Below are 16,239 nucleotides of genomic sequence, written 5' to 3'. Positions count from 1 at the left end.
GCAGAGGTCTTGGTCAGGTGGGCCGCTTCAGCGCCGGCTGTGGTGCTTGCGGGTGCGTTCCATGAAGTCGTCGGGCTTGGTTTTGACCCAGGCCACAAAGCGCGCCACCTCGGGGTGGCTCAGCAGCGCTTCGGCGGTGTGGTAGCTGCGGGCCAGCTCCGTTTCGCTGAGCAAGGCGTGCACCTGGCGGTGGCAAATGCGGTGCAGAAACAAGGTCTCGCGCCCGCCTTTGCTCTTGGGCACCAGGTGGTGCGCGTCGCGCTGCGAAGCCGGTATGGCGCGGCCACACAGCGGGCACAGCGGCTCGGCCTGCGGCGGCTGGGGAACGGCCCGTGCGGCCATCAAAAGGCGGTTGATGCGACCCATGGGGCGCCAAGGTAGCGCATCTGGCGCCCGCAGGCCGGGCTGCCGCGCCATACCCCACGGGCGCGCGTGGGCAGCACCGGCGCACGCCAGCCAAGCCCGGCGGTGTGGCAACCTCGCATCCATGAACCCCTTGCACCCCAAAAAATTGCTGCGCAGCAAATGGACCGCCGTGCAACCCGTGGCGCGCAACAAACATTTCATGGTGGTGAAGGTGCATGAGCCCGACCCCCCGGCCACCACCCCGGAATGGGTGGACCTGGAGGCGGTGTATTCGGGCACGGTCACGCTCATCGCCTGGCGCGAGCTGCGCGACACCGCGCGCTGGCGCCAGGGCTGGGTGTAGCGGCCCCGGGAGAGCCCCCACCCCAACCCTCCCCCAGAGGGGGAGGGAGCCAAAACCGGGGCACGCCATCCCCGCCGCCCCTTCCCCGCTTGGCCCCTTCCCCCTCTGGGGGAAGGCTGGGATGGGGGCAGCGCTGAACAGCCCGTGCCATGAACAAAATAGGACTTGCGCCAGCACCGCAGCCCCGCCGTCAGCGCCCCGCCAGCACCTGCAGCAACCAAGCGTTCAGGTCGGCAATTTCCTGCGGGCACACCGAATGCTCCATGGCGTAGGTGAACCAGTCCACGCGGTAGCCCAGCGCCTGCAAGGCGTCGCGGGCGGCTTCGCCGCGCTGCAACACCACCACCGGGTCGTGCTGGCCGTGGGCCATAAAAAGGGGGGTTTGCTGGTTGGCGGCGCTGCGCTCAGCCGCGGTGTGCTCGGCCAGCGGCAGATAGCCCGACAGCGCCACCAGGCCCGCCAGCCGCTGCGGCGCCCGCAAACCGGCCAGCAAGGTCATGGCGCAGCCTTGCGAAAAACCCATGAGCACGGTGCGCTCGGGCGGCACACCGCGCGCCGCTTCGCGGTTCAGCAGCTGCTGCACGATGCCTTGCGAGGCCCGCAGGCCGGGGCCGTCTTCGCGCCGCTTGCCCTGCGCATCGGGCGGCTCAATGTCGTACCAGGCCCGCATCTCGTAACCCCCGTTGATGGTCACCGGACGCACCGGCGCACTGGGGAATACAAAGCGCACCGGGCCCACGGCGCTCAGGTCCAGCTCTTGGGCAATGGGCACAAAGTCGCTGCCGTCGGCCCCCAGGCCGTGCAGCACCACGATGCTGGCCACAGGCTGGGCGGCGGTGTCGCCACCGGTGACGAGTTCGATGATTTCAAGGGTTTGGGTGTTCATGGGGGGCAGCATAGCGGGTGCCGACCGTCACCGGCCCAGCCGCCACCGCCCAACCCCTGGGTGGACGCTGGCCAGCCTTGACCCACCTCAACGCACCCTGCAACTGGATTGGACGCTCTACCCCACGGCCGGACAAACCCTGTGCCGCCGCGGCTGTGATCTTGGTAGATTGACCCCACACAACCACCGACCAAGGCACCCTTTATGCAAAACATACCTGCTGACCTGCTGGCCCTGCAGCGCCTCTACCACTGGGAAAACACAGCACCCAACAAGGTCGCCCTCACCCAGCCCATGGGCGGCGGTGCGGTGCAAGACTTCACCTGGGCACAGATTGGCGACCAGGTGCGGCGCATGGCCACGCACCTGCAGTCGCAAGGCTGGGCGCCGGGCTCCAAGGTGGCAATCCTCTCTAAAAACTGCGCCTGGTGGATGATGAGCGACCTCGCTATCTGGATGGCGGGTTACGTGTCGGTGCCGCTCTACCCCACGCTGGCGCCCGACACGGTGCGGCAAATTCTGGAGCACAGCGAAGCCAAGGCCTGCTTTGTGGGCAAGCTCGACGGCTGGGAGGGCATGAAACCCGGTGTGCCCGCCGGCCTGCCGTGCATCAGCTACCCGCTGTCACCGCCCGACGCGCTCAAGGCCTACGAAGGCTGGGACGCCATCTGTGCCCGCTGCCAGCCGCTGCAAGGCCAGCCGGTGCGCGACGCCGACGACCTGGCCACGCTGATCTACACCTCGGGCACCACCGGCATGCCCAAAGGCGTGATGCATTCGTTTGGCAACTTTGCCTGGGCGCTGGACTCGGGCCTCAAGCGCATTCCCATGAGCGGCGAAGACCGCATGCTGTCGTACCTGCCGCTGGCCCACGTGGTGGAGCGCATGCTGGTGGAACACGGCTGGCTGCGCACCGGCATGCACGTGTTTTTTGCCGAATCGCTGGACACCTTCACCGCCGACCTGCAGCGCGCGCGCCCCACCATCTTCTTCTCGGTGCCGCGCCTGTGGGTGAAGTTTCAGCAAGGCATTCACCACAAAATGCCGCCCGCCAAGCTCAACCGCCTGCTGGGCATTCCCATTCTGGGCGGCATCGTGCGCAAGAAGGTCATGAAGGCGCTGGGCCTGGACCAGTGCAAGTTCGCCGCTGGCGGTGCCGCGCCCATGCCGCTGGCGCTGCTGCAGTGGTACAGCAAGCTCGGCCTGCACATCAACGAAGGCTACGGCATGACCGAAAACCTGGCCTTGTCGCACATCACCGAACCCGGCAAGAACCAGCAAGGCTCGGTGGGCCCGGTGTACGAAGGTGTGCAGCACCGCATCGACCCCAGCACCGGCGAGGTGCAAATGACCAGCCAGGCGCTGATGCAGGGTTACTACAAAGAACCGGAGAAAACCCGCGAGACCTTCACCGACGACGGCTGGCTGAAAACCGGCGACAAAGGCCACATCGACGCGCAGGGCAACCTGCACATCACCGGCCGGGTGAAAGACCTGTTCAAAACCGGCAAGGGCAAATACGTGGCGCCCGCGCCCATTGAAGACAAGCTGGTGATGCACGAAGCGGTGGAGGCCTGCGTGGTCACCGGCGCCAACCTGGGCCAGCCCCTGGGCATCGTGATGCTCAACGCCGACTTTGTGGCGCGAGCGAGCGATGCCGCCGCACGCATCGATCTGGAAAGCTCGTTGGCCAACCACCTGAAGCAGATCAACACCACGCTGGACCCACACGAGCGCCTGCAATGCCTGGTGGTGGTCACCACCGCGTGGACGGTGGACAACGACGTGATCACCCCCACCTTCAAGGTCAAGCGCAACCGCATTGAAGACCTGTACGCCAAGAACTACGACCACTGGGAAGCCATGGGCAGGCCGGTGATCTGGCAAAACCGCTGACCCACCGGCGGGCGCCACGTCACGCACCGGTGGCGTTGACCGACGCGGGATCGAACAGCACATAGCGGTTCTTGCCCGCCTGCTTGGCCTGGTACATGGCCTGGTCGGCGTGGCGCATCAGGGCATCGGGGCCCACGTTGTTGTCGGGGTACAGCGTCACGCCGATGCTGCACGACACCTGCAAACGGTGTTCACCCTCGGGCACCGGGCGGGCCACGGCATCCAGCACGCGCTGCACCACGATCTGCCATTCGGCGTCCTGCTTCAGATCGACCAGCAGCAGCACGAATTCGTCGCCACCCAGCCGGGCCAGGGTGTCGGTCTCGCGCAGGCAGCCGCTCAGGCGGCGGCACATCTCCACCAACAACCGGTCACCGGCTTCGTGGCCATGCATGTCGTTGACAGCCTTGAAGCCGTCCAGATCGAGGTAGGCCAGGGCCAGCCGGGTGCCGTGGCGGCGGGCCCGCCCCAGCGCATCTTCCAGCCGGGTTTGCAGCAGGCGGCGGTTGGGCACGCCGGTGAGCGCGTCGTACAGCGCGATGCGCTCCAGTTCGGCCTCGTGCAGCTTGAGGGCGGTGATGTCCGACAGAATGCCCACGTAACTGGTCACACTGCCGTCGCCGGCCTTGATGGCCGACACGGTGAGCACCGCGGCGTACTCGTGCCCGGCCTTGTGCCGGTTCCAGATCTCGCCGCGCCAGTGGCCCTGGTTGAGCACGGCGTCCCACATGGCCTGGTAAAAACCGGGCGCGTGGCGGCCACTGGTCAGCATGCGCAGGTTGCGGCCCAACACCTCGTCGCGCCCGTAGCCGGTGATGCGGGCGTAGGCGGCATTGGCATCCACCACGTTGCCCTGTGCATCGGTCACGCAAATGCCCTCGTGCACATGCTCGAACACGCTGGCGGCCTGGCGCAGCTGGGTCTGGGCCTGCTTGCTGGCCGTCACATCCCGGAACAGCGTCACCGAAGCGGGCGCGCGTTGGCCCTCGTACACCAAGGGTGTGCTGCGCACCTCGGCCTCGAACACCGTGCCGTCCTGGCGGCAGAACCGTTCTTCACCCGCATACATGCGGCCGTGGGCGGTGGTTTGGTACACGGGGCAGTCTTGCAACGGCATCTGGCCGTTCTGGGCATGCTGGTGGATCAGGCGGTGAATTTCCCGCCCGCGCAGTTCGCTCTCGGTGTAGCCCAGGGCCTGGCAAGCGGCGTGGTTGACGTAGAGCGCCCGCCCGGCCGCGTCCATCACATACAGGCCATCGGCCATTTGCTCGGTGATGACGCTCAGGCGTTGCTTTTCTCGCTGCAAACGGTGGCGCTGCCGGCGCAGCATCAACATGGCAGCCCCCAGCACCAACACACCCACCGCACCCGCCCAGGCCTGCTGGCGCTTGGCCAGCCCCATCTGCGCCAACTGGGGCATGGGCGTGTAAGCCACCACATAACCGGCGTGGCGGCCCTCCACGTCGTCAAGGGCATGAAAACTGGCCACCGTGCCCTGGCCCTGGTGCAGCAGCGGCAGCGCAAACGACGCCTGGGCGGCCAGACCGGCTTGCAAACCCGGTTGGGTGGCCAGCCAGGCGCTGAGTTCGGTGGTCTGGGCCGAGGCCATGAACTGGCGCGTCACCTGCGAGATGCTGGGGTTTTCGCGCACATAGGCGTCGGACAGGCCCGAAGGCACGAAATGCGACCGGAACTGTGGGGCCACCGTGTCGGCGCTGATGCGCTTGTCCAGCAGCAACTGCATGTCGGCGCTGGGCAGCAAGACCATCAGTTGCTGGTGCAGTTGCTCAAACGGCACCGACATTTCCACACTGCCCAGGTGCTGGCCCTGGTGCCACACCGGGTACACATGCCGAAACCCCGGCAACACCCGCCCCCCCTCAAAACCGTGCACAGACAGGTAGCGCGTGTTGGCCAGCCGCACCGAGGCACGCACCTCGAACAGCGGGTCGTTCGACAGATCGGGGCTGTGCATGCGCAACCAGGACCGGCCATCGGGCCAGTGAAAATGCACCTGGCGCAAGCCATCGGCGTGCAGCCGCTGGTAAGGCTGCGCCATCAGCCGGTACAGGCGGCCACGCCACAGTGGCAGGTCTTCGGGTGCGGCCTGGCTGGCACGGGCCCACAGCGCCAGCACCGGCGGGGTCAACACATCGGTCCGCAAGCGGGTTTCCAATTCCAGCTGGTGCATGCCGGCGGTCGCGTGGTAGGCCACGCTCAGCGCCGTCTGTTGGCTTTGGGCCACCAGCGCGGCCTCGCGCTCATAACCGGCCTGCACATACCCGAACACCCCCGCCGCCATCCCCACGATGAACGCCACCCACACCAACAACCGCAAACGCAAACGCAACCAACGCGAGGCAACGTGGTGCTTCATGGCCGCTGGGCTTTCATCAGGTCGCGCACAGGCGCGTAATCGGCATCGGTCACGGGCAGCAAGCCATGGCGAATGGTGGCGCCCCATTGGCTGTATTCGGCTGCGGGCGTGTCGAGCAAACGGGCCAGCAGCACCCGTGTGTCGGCATCCACCCGCTGCGCATGGACCACCAGCGCAAACCCGGGCAGCGGCTCGGTGCGGGCCAGCACCTGCAAACCCAGGCCGGCATGTTGGCGGGCCACCGCCTCGTTCATGGCCCCCAACCGCATCCGCCCGGCCACCACGGCCAGCGCCACATCGGCCTGGTGACCCAGGTAGTGCGGGTGCATGCGCGCCCAGTCCACGCCCGCAGCGCTCAGCAGCTTGCGGGCGGAGAGCGGGCCGCAGGTGGACAGGCGGTTGGCCATGCCCAGGGTGAGTCCCTGCGCCCGGGCCAGCACCACACCGTCATCGGGAAAAGCCACCAGCACACAGCGGTAGGTGCCTTGACCGTCTGCCTGCCTGAAGCGAACCAGCGGCCGAATGGTGCCGGGCGACAACTGCCCCGGCCCCAGGCCCACCAACTCGGCATAGGGCAGCGCCCCTATCACGGCCAGATCGATGCGGCCCGCGCGCAAGGCACCCAACACTTTTTCGTGGCTGTCCATGTAGACAAACTCGACCGGGCGCCCACCCAGGCGGGTGAGGGATTTCGCCAGCGGCTCAAACTCCCGCACCATGGCCTCGGCCCCCGCCAGGGGAACCGCCGACAGGCGCAAGGGCGGCTGCACCGCCAGGGCTGGCCCTTGCACCGCCCAGCCGAGCACCATACCGACAACCCAGCCCCACCACGGCGAAAAAAGACGCTGTTGCATGTCATGACTTTGGTAAAACGGACCACTAAAAAGGGACAAACCGGCCCGGCGAACCGCGCGATTGCAACACATCCGGTTGGTACGCCAGCGCACCCAGCGCAACGCCCACCCCGATTGCACGCCGCGCCGTCCCATCAAGGATTGACATAACGCAATCTTGATTCACACGTTGACACCTGCAGCGCCGCTTGCACACTACAGTTGCTGGGCCGCTGCCCGGCTACCGCCGTTGACCGTTGGAACCCACCGCGCCACACCACCATGACACCCTCCACCGCCGCCGCCAAGCCCGATGCGTTCGAGATTTTTCCGTGGAACGCCAATTTTGAAACCGGTATCGACGTGGTGGACGAACAGCACCGCGTGTTGGTGTCGCTGCTCAACCGCATGGCGCAGCACTACATCGACGGCGCCACCGAGGCACAAACGCGGCAGATTCTGGCCGAACTGGCCGACTACGCGCAGGTCCACTTCAGCACCGAAGAAGCGGTGTGGATGGAATCCCTGGGCGACGACCCGCACCTGCAGAGCCACCAGCAGTACCACCGGCAGTTTTTTGAACACATTGCCGAACTGCAAACCGGTCAACGGCCTTTCCAGGCGGTGCTGGACGATCTGTTTGGCTACCTGAGCAGCTGGCTGGCCTTTCACATCCTCGACTGCGACAAGCGCATGGCCAAGGCGGCCCTGGCGCACCGGGCGGGCCTGCCGCTGGCCCAGGCCCACCAGCAGGCCGACGACGAGATGCGCGGCGCCACCGCCACCCTGATCCAGACGGTGCTCGACATGTACCGCAAGATTTCCACCCAGGCGCTGAGCCTGATGCACGAGCGCCATGCCCGCTTGAAGGCCGAGCAGGCACTGGAGCGTATCCAGCAAGAACGCGACCGCCAGCAACTGGCCACCGAACTGGCCGGGCACCTGCTGGCCACGCCCCATGGCCAGATCGACGCCGCCTTGCACACCCTGCTGGAGCGCATGGGCGACGCCGTGGGGGTGGACAGGGCCGTGATTTTTCTGATGGCCACCGACGGGCAGCAGTGGTCCGGCACCCACGGCTGGTACCGCTCTGGGGTGCCCGCCATTCCCGAAGGAATCGGCCACCAGGCCCTGAACGAGCACATGCAGTGGTGGTTCACGCAGTTGCTCAGCACCGGGTGCATCCGCATCGACCGCACCGACCAGATGCCCCCCGAGGCACAAACCCCCTCGCGCCTGCTGCAGCAGGCCGGCACGCTGTCGGTGTGCTCGGTGCCCCTGCTGGCGCAAGACCAGCTGCTGGGTTTTGTAACGCTCGATGCGGTGCGCGCCCCGCGCCACTGGAGCGACGACGACCTGAGCTGGCTGCGCCTCATGGCCAACCTGGTCACCGCCAGCCTGCTGCGCCAGCGGGCCGAACAAGCGCAACAAGCCAGCGTGCAGCGCTATGAGGTGCTGTTTGAATCGATCGCCGACGCGGTGGTGGTGGCCGACGAAGCCAGCGGCAACGTGGTCAGCGCCAATGCCCAGGCCGCTGCGCTGTTTGGACGCCCGGTGCACGAGCTGGTGGGCCTGCACTTTTCGCAGCTGCACCCTCCTGGGCTCCACCTCACCGAGCCCGACAACTTCAAACACCGCATCAATTCCGATGCATCCGGGCCCAGGCTGCACGAAACCTTGATCCGCCACGCCGATGGGCGCGACATCGCGGTGGAAATCAGCAGCGGGCGGCGCTACACCGTGAACGGACGCAACTTTCAGGTGGGCGTTTTCCGCGATATTTCAGAGCGCAAGGCCCAGGAACACAGCCTGCAGCAGGCCAGCAGCGCGCTGAGGGCCAGCGAAGTCAAATACCGCCACCTGGTGGAAAACCTCAGCGGTGAATACTTTTTCTACACCAGCGATGCCCAAGGCAACATCAGCTATATCAGCCCATCAGCCAGCACCATGCTGGGCTGGAGCACCCAGGAAGCCTTGGGGCCCTACCAACCCTTTCTCACCGACCACCCCATCAACGCACAGGTTGCCCCGCTGACCGAGGCCGGGTTGCGCGGCGAAAAGCAACCCACCTACCTCGTGCAGGCCCGCCACCAGGACGGCAGCACCCGCTGGCTGGAAATGAACGAAACCCCGATGCTCGATGAGCAGGGCCAGGTGATCGGGCTCGAAGGCATCGGGCACGATGTGACCCAGCGGGTGCTGGCCAGCGAAGCCCTGGGCAACAGCGAAGCCCGGCTGCGCACGCTGGTCAACACCCTGCCCGACATGGTGTGGCTCAAAGATGCCAACGGCGTGTACCTGCTGTGCAACCCGGCGTTTGAGCGGTTTTTTGGGGCGGCCGAAGCCGATATTCTGGGCAAAACCGACCACGACTTTGTGCCCAAAGAGCTGGCCGATTTTTTCCGGGCCAACGACCGGGCCGCGATGGCGGCCAACCGGCCAACGGTGAACGAGGAATGGGTGACGCTGGCTGACAGCGGCCAGCGCATCCTGCTGGAGACCACCAAGGTCAGCATCCAACAGGCCGACGCCCAGCTGATCGGCGTGCTGGGCATTGGCCACGACATCACGGCGCAGCGCCAGATGCAGCAAGACCTGCAGGAAGCCATGCTGTTCATGCGCGAAACCCAGACCATTGCCCGCGTGGGTGGCTGGAAAGCCAACCCGGAGAGCGGCATGCTGAAGTGGACCGAAGAGGTCTACCGCATGGTGGAGCACCCGCTGGGCGATGCCCCCACCATGGCGCAGAGCATGGCGTATTACGACCCCGACGACCATGCCTCCATCACCGCCGACGTCCGGAACGCCTGGAAACACAACCAGCCTTTTGTGCGCCATTGCCGCATGCACCCCCGCACCGGCCGCAGCTTCTGGGCCGAACTGCGTTGCTCGGGCCGCGTCAGCACCCCCGAAGGCGATGTGCTGGTGGGCACCTTGCAAGACATCTCCGAGCGCCTGGAGGTGGAGCGGCGCTACCAGATGCTGTTCAACGAAATGCTCGACGGCTTTGCGCTGCACGAAATCATCTGCGACGACGCCGGTGTGCCGGTGGACTACCGCTACCTGGCCATCAACCCCAGCTTTGAGCGCATGACCGGGCTGCGCGCCCAGGACACCGTGGGCCGCACCGTGATGGAGGTGCTGCCCGGCACCGATCCGCACTGGATTGACACCTTTGGCCGCGTGGCCCTGACGGGCGAATCCGTGGCCTACGAAAACTTCTCCACCCCGCTGAGCAAGTACTTTGAAGTGAAGGCCTTTCAGCCCGCACCGCGCCAGTTTGCCTGCATCGTGGTGGACATCACCGAGCGCAAAAAATCTGAGGCTGAGCTGCTGCAGCACCGCCACCACCTCACCGAACTGGTGCAGGCGCGCACCGCCGAGCTGGCCCAGGCCAAGGAAGACGCCGAAGCCGCCAACCGGGCCAAGAGCATTTTTCTGACCAACATGAGCCACGAGATCCGCACGCCGCTCAACGCCATCATCGGGTTCTCGCAAATTCTGGAGCGCGACAGCGGGCTGGACCCACGCCAGCAGGAACAGATCGCTACCGTGGCCCGCAGCGGCCAGCACCTGCTGGGGCTGATCAACGACATCCTCGACCTGTCCAAGATCGAAGCCGGGCGGCTGGCCCTCAACCCGGGCGACTTCAACCTGCACCTGCTGCTGGACGACCTGGCCAAAATGTTTGGCCTGCGCGCCGAAGCCAAGGGCCTGCACATGCACCTGGAACGCGCCTCAGACGTGCCCCGGCATGTGCGGGGCGACGAGGGCAAGCTGCGCCAGGTGCTCATCAACCTGCTGGGCAACGCCATCAAGTTCACCGCCGCCGGCGCGGTCAGCCTGCGGGCCGGATGCACCCCACCCGACACCGCCAGCACCGACACCGGCACGGTCCAGGTGTGGTTTGAGGTGGAAGACACCGGCCCCGGCATCTCCGAGGCCGATCAGGCCCTGCTGTTTCGGCCCTTTCAGCAAGCCGAAGCCGGGCGCAAGTCGGGCGGCGGCACCGGCTTGGGCCTGAGCATCAGCCAGCGCCTGCTGCGGCTCATGGGCGGCGGCATCAGCCTGCGCAGCGCACCCGGCCACGGCAGCTGCTTTCGCGCCCACCTGCCACTGGCCGTGGCGCAAGAAACTGAGCCGGCCCACCCCCGCGAGCCGGGCCTGCACGCGGTCAACGTGCAACTGGCCAAAGGCAGTCCAGCCGTGCGCGTGCTGGTGGTGGACGACCTGCCCGACAACCGCCGCCTGCTGCACGACGTGCTGCAACCCGCCGGCTTCACCGTGCTGCAAGCCCACAACGGCGCCGAGGCGCTCACCCTGTTTGAGCAGCACGCGCCCCATGCGGTGCTGATGGACATGCGCATGCCCGTGATGGACGGATACGAAGCCACCCGCCGCATCAAAGCCTCGCCCAACGGTGCACACACCCCCGTGATCGCTGTCACCGCCAGCGCACTGCAAGACGACCGGCAAGCCATCATGGACTGCGGGGTCGATGCCTATTTGAGCAAGCCCATCGTGCCCTTGCACCTGTTTGCCAAACTCCAGGAGCTGTTGCACCTGAACTACCAGGCACCGGCCGAAGAACCCGCCGCCAGCCACACCGTGGGCGACCTGAGCCAGGCCCGCATCCAGGCCCATGTGCCACCCGCCTTGCGCCAGGGCATGTGCCAGGCGCTGGACCAAGGCGACATGGCGCAACTGAACGTGCACATGGCCACACTGGCCACCCAGCAGCCCGACTTGGCGCAGGGCCTGCAACGGCTGGCCACCGATTTTGAATACGATACGCTGCAACAGCTGCTTGCCTGCGCAGTCACCGAAAGCCCGTCATGAACCCTGCGACCGCTTCCCCCAGCATCATGGTGGTGGACGACACGCCCGCCAACCTGCGGCTGCTGGACGAGCTGCTGCGCCAGCAGGGCTACCAGGTGCGGCTGTTTCCGCGCGGTGCGCTGGCCCTGAAAGCCGCCGCCGCCCACCCGCCCAGCCTCATCCTGCTCGACATCATGATGCCCGAGATGGACGGCTTCGAGGTCTGCCGCCAGCTCAAAGCCAACCCATCGCTCAAAGACATTCCGGTCATTTTCATCAGCGCCCTGGCCGACACCGACAACAAGCTCAAAGCCTTCGCCCAGGGCGGCATGGACTATGTGACCAAGCCGTTCCAGGAAGGCGAGGTGCTGGCCCGGGTGCGCACCCACCTCGCGCTGTACGCCATGCAGCAAGCCCAGGCCCGTCAGAAAGCGGATCTGGAACAACTGGTCAACGAACGCACCGCCGACCTGCTGCGCGCCCAGCAAGTGGCCCACATCGGCAGCTGGAAGCTCGACTTGCGCACCCAGGCCCTGAGCTGGTCGCCCGAAACCTACCGCCTGTTCGGTGTGCCCGAGGGCACACCGCTGACCTTGAACGACTTCGTGGACAAGGTGCACCCAGACGACCAGGGCAAAGTGGCCCACCACTGGACATTGGCCCTGCAAGGCCAACCCTACGACGTGGAACACCGCATCGCGCCGCCCGCCGGTGCCGCATGGGTGCGCCAGCGCGCCGAGTTTGCCTTTGACACCGACGGCCAACCCCACACCGCCTGGGGCACGACGCAAGACATTTCCGAGATCAAGGCCCACCAGGCGCAGGTGGACTTCATGACCCACCACGATGTGCTGACCGGCCTGCCCAACCGGGCCCAGTTTCTGGACCTGCTGCGCGTGTGCATGGCCAACAGCAGCACCCTGCAAACCCAACTGGCCGTGGCCTACATCGACATGGACGGCTTCGCCGCCATCAACGCCCAGTTTGGCCGCGAGGCGGGCAACCAGCTGATCGTGCAATTGGGCCAACGCCTGGCCCAGTCCGTGCGGGACCGCCAATACCTGGCCCGCATCGGCGGCGACGAGTTTGCGGTGGTCCTGACCGGACTCAAAAACGCCGACGACTACCTGATACCGGTGCAGCGCATGCTGGCCGCGGTGTCCAAGCCGTTGAACCTCCACGGCACGACCGCGCAAGTCACGGCCAGCATCGGGGTATCGCAATACCCACAAAGCGATGACATGGAAGCCGAACAACTGCTGCGCCAGGCCGACCAGGCCATGTACCTGGCCAAGTTGGCGGGCAAGAACCGCCACCACGTGTTCGACCCCATGAAGGACGAGTCCACCCGCGAACGCTTCATGCACATCGAAGAAGTGCGCCAGGGCCTGATGCAGGGCGAAATGTGCCTGTATTACCAGCCCAAAGTCTGGCTGACCAGCGGCAAGGTGGTGGGCTTTGAAGCCCTCATCCGCTGGCAACACCCCCAGCGCGGCCTGGTGCTGCCGGGGCAATTCATCCCCCTGCTGGAGCAGCACCCGCTGGCCATTCAGGTCGGCAACTGGGTGATCGAGACCGCCCTGGCGCAACTTGCCCGCTGGAACGCCGAAGGCCTGCGCACCGGCCTGAGCGTCAACATCGAAAGCCTGCAACTGCAAGACCCCGACTTTGTGCCCCGCCTGGCCCGCCAACTGGCCGACCAACCCAGCGTGGAAGCGAACCAGCTGGAGCTGGAAATACTGGAAACCGGGGCGCTGGACAACATGGCCCACGTCTCGCGGCTGATCGCCCAGCTGCACGGCATGGGCGTGGCCTGCGCGCTCGACGACTTTGGCACCGGCTACTCGTCGCTCACCTTCCTGAAACAACTGGCCGCCCAGACCATCAAGATCGACCAGAGCTTTGTGCACGGCATGCTCGACGACACCGAACACGCCAGCATCGTCAACAGCGTGCTGGGCCTGGCCCGCAGCTTCGACCGCCACACCCTGGCCGAAGGCGTGGAAACCGAAGCCCACGGCCAGATGCTGGTGGAACTGGGCTGCGAAATGGCCCAGGGCTACACCATTGCCCGGCCCATGCCCGCTGAAGCCGTGCCCGCCTGGCTGGCCCAGTGGCACCCGCCCCCGAGTTGGCAAACCACGTCCGCCCTGGAGGCCGGCGATGTGCCCCTGCTCATGGGCGAAGTGGAACACCGCGCCTGGATGAAAGCCACCCAGGCGCGCCTGGCCGGCCAGCAAGGCACCCCCACCCCGCACAGCCACGACACCTGCCGCCTGGGGCACTGGCTGGACAAACCCACCACCCGGCAGCGCTACGGCCACCTGAGCGCATTCCAGACGCTCGTCCAGCAGCACAGCACACTGCATGCGCTGGGCGCCCAACTGCTCCAGCAAGCCACAGCCTCAGGCCCCGAAGCCGGCCACCCCGCGCACCAGCACGGGCTGGACAACCCCGACACAGCCAGCGCCTGGCACCACCTGCAGGCCCAAAGCGCCGAACTCATCGCCAGCCTGCAAAGCCTGCGCAAAAGCGACGAAGAGCCCCTGTCCATCTCCTCAGCGGGGTAGCGCGCCGGGTGCCTGATGCTCGGCCTCTCACATGCCCCACACCTCAATCAGCCGCCCGCCCTGGGCGTGGGTCTGGCGGTACACCTTGTCGTCCCACGGGGTGGCCGGGTCGCGGTCAAAAATCAGCAGGTGCGCGCTCTCGGCACCGCACTGGTCGGCGTAACGCGCGGTTTGCTCCAGCCCTGCGGCCAGCGTGGCCGCCCTGCCCTTGTGCTGAATCTTCAGCTCCAGCACCACCTGCTGCATCGGGCCGGTAAAGCCTTGCTCGGTCAGCGGCCACTGCAAAAACAAATCGGTGCGCCCCATGCCCAGCCCGTATTCGCGCGCAATGCGCCCGCCGCCGTTGACGATGCGCTGCAAAAACGCTTGCAACAGCAGCTGCGGCCCGGCCTCTTTGTAGGCGTAGCGCTCCAGCCAGCTTTGCGCGTTTTCCCGGAAAAACTGCTGGAACGCGCTCAGCAGTTTGTCCATGTCCATACGGCCTTCAGGCGTCACATACCAAGCCTGGGTTTGCACCATCGTTTCTTGCGTGCTCCAGGTCAACTGGCGGGGAATGATTTCGCGGTAAATGCGGTTGGCAATGGCCAAAGGGCGCGCCAAGCCCACCAGACCGAGATCGCGGCAATACTGAATATCGTCGTCGGGCAAGTCTTCAGAGCCCCCCAGCCCCGCCACGATGGGCTCCACCACCCGGCGCACGCGGTCTTCGCGCAGCTTGTCGGCCAGTTGGTCCAGGTGCGTGTCGCGCCGCAAAATCAGCCGCTCACGCGATTGGCGCATCAGCTCCACCGTCACCGGCTGGGTGCGGTCGAGTTGGCCGGTTTTTCTGAAGCACGCTTCATAGGCCAGCGCGTTCACCAGCCAGGGCTGGCCTTGCGTGTCGGCCCATATTTCGTCCAGCACACCGGCCTCGAAGGTCTGCCCGGTGGCGTCGGTGTGCTGCTGCAGCAACTCGGCCACGTCGTCTTGCGTGAAGTCGCCCAGGCGAATGGATTCGCTCTTGATGTTGAAGGCGCTGCCACCGGTGATGATTTCGCCGTCGCTGCGGTGGATGCGGTAGTCGCGCACATCGCGCACGCCGCACAGCACCATGCTTTGCGGAAAAGCGTCGGGGCGCTGTGCGTAACCGGCCCGAATCTGGCGCAGCAGCGAGATGAGCGTGTCGCCCACCAGCGCGTCCACTTCGTCAAAAAACACCACCAGCGGCTTGGCGCTGTGCTCCGACCAGGTTTGCAGGGTCTGGCGGACACGCTCCCCGGCCCCGGACTGTGCCAGCACCTGCAAGGCCAGTTGCTCAAACTCGGGGGCGTCTTTCCAATACAGGCGCGCTGCCCCGGCCAAGGCTTGCACCATGCCCGATTCAGCCCGCTGCACATCGTTGCGCGCCGCCTGTGCCGCTTCAATGTTCACGTACAACGCCCGGTAATGCCCCTCGGCATTCAGGTGGTGCATCAGGTTGATCAGCAGGCTGGTTTTGCCGGTTTGGCGCGGTGCGTGCAGGATGAAATACTTGCGCGCAGCCATCAGGCCGGAGAGTTCAGGCCAGTCCACCCGCTGCATCGGGCTCAGCGTGTAGTGGATGTCGGGCTGGTTCGGGCCTGCGGTGTTGAAGAATTTGTCCATGCGGGGCATGGTAGCGTAGCGGGACGGCGATGCAGCTAAAACGCACGGCCCAACAACCCTACCGACCACCGCCCCTCAACCGCCACGCGGACGCTGGCTCTGCCACGCTGCAGCTGTTCTCATTTTGAAAAGTTCGGGAGAGCCCCCACCCCAGCCCTCCCCCAGAGGGGGAGGGAGTCAGACATGGCGTGCTCAGGCGCCTCGCAGCGAATGGTGTCTTGCCTCTTCCCCCGCTGGGGGAAGGCTGGGATGGGGGCTGGCGTGACCAAGCGGCTCCGGCCTGTGTTCACTTGTCCTTGCATACCGTTTCAAAATGAACACTGCTGGTGATATGCAGGGTCGGTTGGCGTTCCACATCCATCTGTATGTTGTGTGTTGTGCCCCCAGAGAATTGGGTCAACAGGCTGTTGCCCCAATGGCACATCCGGGTTGCCAGGTTCGTGCGTGTCTTGCGCCGTGGTGTAGACCTGAAAAAGCGCAGGCCATACTTCCGGTTGGAAGCCGACAAGCCCTTGATGTCAGGGAGA

The 16,239-nt window shown here is 65.9% G+C and carries 10 protein-coding genes; 4 read left to right on the top strand and 6 right to left on the bottom strand.

Annotated elements, in window-relative coordinates; all coding sequences use genetic code 11:
* Positions 1 to 27: 27 nt before the first annotated feature.
* Positions 28 to 366, bottom strand: coding sequence for an HNH endonuclease signature motif containing protein (locus Q7J58_RS15030; RefSeq protein ID WP_304829709.1), 339 nt, complete (start codon positions 364 to 366; stop codon positions 28 to 30).
* Positions 367 to 487: 121 nt separating this feature from the next.
* On the opposite strand from Q7J58_RS15030, the gene Q7J58_RS15025 reads away from it, so the two are divergent.
* Positions 488 to 709 (top strand): TIGR02450 family Trp-rich protein, encoded by a 222-nt coding sequence (locus Q7J58_RS15025; RefSeq protein WP_304829707.1) that lies wholly within the window; start codon positions 488 to 490, stop codon positions 707 to 709.
* 190 nt (positions 710 to 899) lie between these two features.
* On the opposite strand, the gene Q7J58_RS15020 is transcribed toward Q7J58_RS15025, so the two are convergent.
* Positions 900 to 1,595 carry a carboxylesterase gene (locus Q7J58_RS15020; protein WP_304829704.1) on the bottom strand — a complete coding sequence of 232 codons (696 nt, stop codon included), beginning with the start codon at positions 1,593 to 1,595 and terminating at the stop codon, positions 900 to 902.
* Between the two features lie 204 nt (positions 1,596 to 1,799).
* On the opposite strand from Q7J58_RS15020, the gene Q7J58_RS15015 reads away from it, so the two are divergent.
* Positions 1,800 to 3,491, top strand: a complete 1,692-nt coding sequence (locus Q7J58_RS15015; RefSeq protein WP_304829701.1) for an AMP-binding protein — start codon at positions 1,800 to 1,802, stop codon at positions 3,489 to 3,491.
* Positions 3,492 to 3,510: 19 nt separating this feature from the next.
* Here Q7J58_RS15015 and Q7J58_RS15010 read toward each other — a convergent pair whose 3' ends face one another.
* Complete coding sequence (locus tag Q7J58_RS15010; RefSeq protein ID WP_304829698.1) at positions 3,511 to 5,868, bottom strand: diguanylate cyclase; 2,358 nt, start codon at positions 5,866 to 5,868, stop codon at positions 3,511 to 3,513.
* Positions 5,865 to 6,722, bottom strand: coding sequence for a PhnD/SsuA/transferrin family substrate-binding protein (locus Q7J58_RS15005; protein ID WP_304829696.1), 858 nt, complete (start codon positions 6,720 to 6,722; stop codon positions 5,865 to 5,867). The genes Q7J58_RS15010 and Q7J58_RS15005 overlap by 4 nt, the downstream gene beginning before the upstream one ends.
* Positions 6,723 to 6,983: 261 nt before the next feature.
* Between Q7J58_RS15005 and Q7J58_RS15000 the strand changes: the two genes are divergently transcribed.
* Together Q7J58_RS15000 and Q7J58_RS14995 are read left to right on the top strand one after the other, a co-directional pair.
* Positions 6,984 to 11,540 carry a bacteriohemerythrin gene (locus Q7J58_RS15000; RefSeq protein WP_304829694.1) on the top strand — a complete coding sequence of 1,519 codons (4,557 nt, stop codon included), beginning with the start codon at positions 6,984 to 6,986 and terminating at the stop codon, positions 11,538 to 11,540.
* Positions 11,537 to 14,089, top strand: a complete 2,553-nt coding sequence (locus Q7J58_RS14995) for an EAL domain-containing protein (protein WP_304829691.1) — start codon at positions 11,537 to 11,539, stop codon at positions 14,087 to 14,089. The genes Q7J58_RS15000 and Q7J58_RS14995 overlap by 4 nt, the downstream gene beginning before the upstream one ends.
* Before the next feature lie 27 nt (positions 14,090 to 14,116).
* On the opposite strand, the gene Q7J58_RS14990 is transcribed toward Q7J58_RS14995, so the two are convergent.
* Entirely contained in the window at positions 14,117 to 15,712 is a 1,596-nt protein-coding gene (locus tag Q7J58_RS14990; RefSeq protein WP_304829688.1) for an AAA-like domain-containing protein, read from the bottom strand.
* Between the two features lie 286 nt (positions 15,713 to 15,998).
* On the bottom strand, positions 15,999 to 16,239 hold a 241-nt coding region (locus tag Q7J58_RS14985), incomplete at its 5' end, for a hypothetical protein (protein WP_304829685.1).

The organism is Hydrogenophaga sp. (assembly GCF_030656115.1).
Taxonomy (GTDB): Bacteria; Pseudomonadota; Gammaproteobacteria; order Burkholderiales; family Burkholderiaceae_C; genus Hydrogenophaga.
This window is presented reverse-complemented; position numbering and strand designations above follow the sequence as displayed.

What these genes read in the sequence shown, in the direction of transcription:
- Q7J58_RS15030 (WP_304829709.1), bottom strand. Translation starts at nt 366, where the DNA reads ATGGGTCGCATCAACCGCCTTTTGATGGCCGCACGGGCCGTTCCCCAG.
- Q7J58_RS15025 (WP_304829707.1), top strand. Translation starts at nt 488, where the DNA reads ATGAACCCCTTGCACCCCAAAAAATTGCTGCGCAGCAAATGGACCGCC.
- Q7J58_RS15020 (WP_304829704.1), bottom strand. Translation starts at nt 1,595, where the DNA reads ATGAACACCCAAACCCTTGAAATCATCGAACTCGTCACCGGTGGCGAC.
- Q7J58_RS15015 (WP_304829701.1), top strand. Translation starts at nt 1,800, where the DNA reads ATGCAAAACATACCTGCTGACCTGCTGGCCCTGCAGCGCCTCTACCAC.
- Q7J58_RS15010 (WP_304829698.1), bottom strand. Translation starts at nt 5,868, where the DNA reads ATGAAGCACCACGTTGCCTCGCGTTGGTTGCGTTTGCGTTTGCGGTTG.
- Q7J58_RS15005 (WP_304829696.1), bottom strand. Translation starts at nt 6,722, where the DNA reads ATGCAACAGCGTCTTTTTTCGCCGTGGTGGGGCTGGGTTGTCGGTATG.
- Q7J58_RS15000 (WP_304829694.1), top strand. Translation starts at nt 6,984, where the DNA reads ATGACACCCTCCACCGCCGCCGCCAAGCCCGATGCGTTCGAGATTTTT.
- Q7J58_RS14995 (WP_304829691.1), top strand. Translation starts at nt 11,537, where the DNA reads ATGAACCCTGCGACCGCTTCCCCCAGCATCATGGTGGTGGACGACACG.
- Q7J58_RS14990 (WP_304829688.1), bottom strand. Translation starts at nt 15,712, where the DNA reads ATGGACAAATTCTTCAACACCGCAGGCCCGAACCAGCCCGACATCCAC.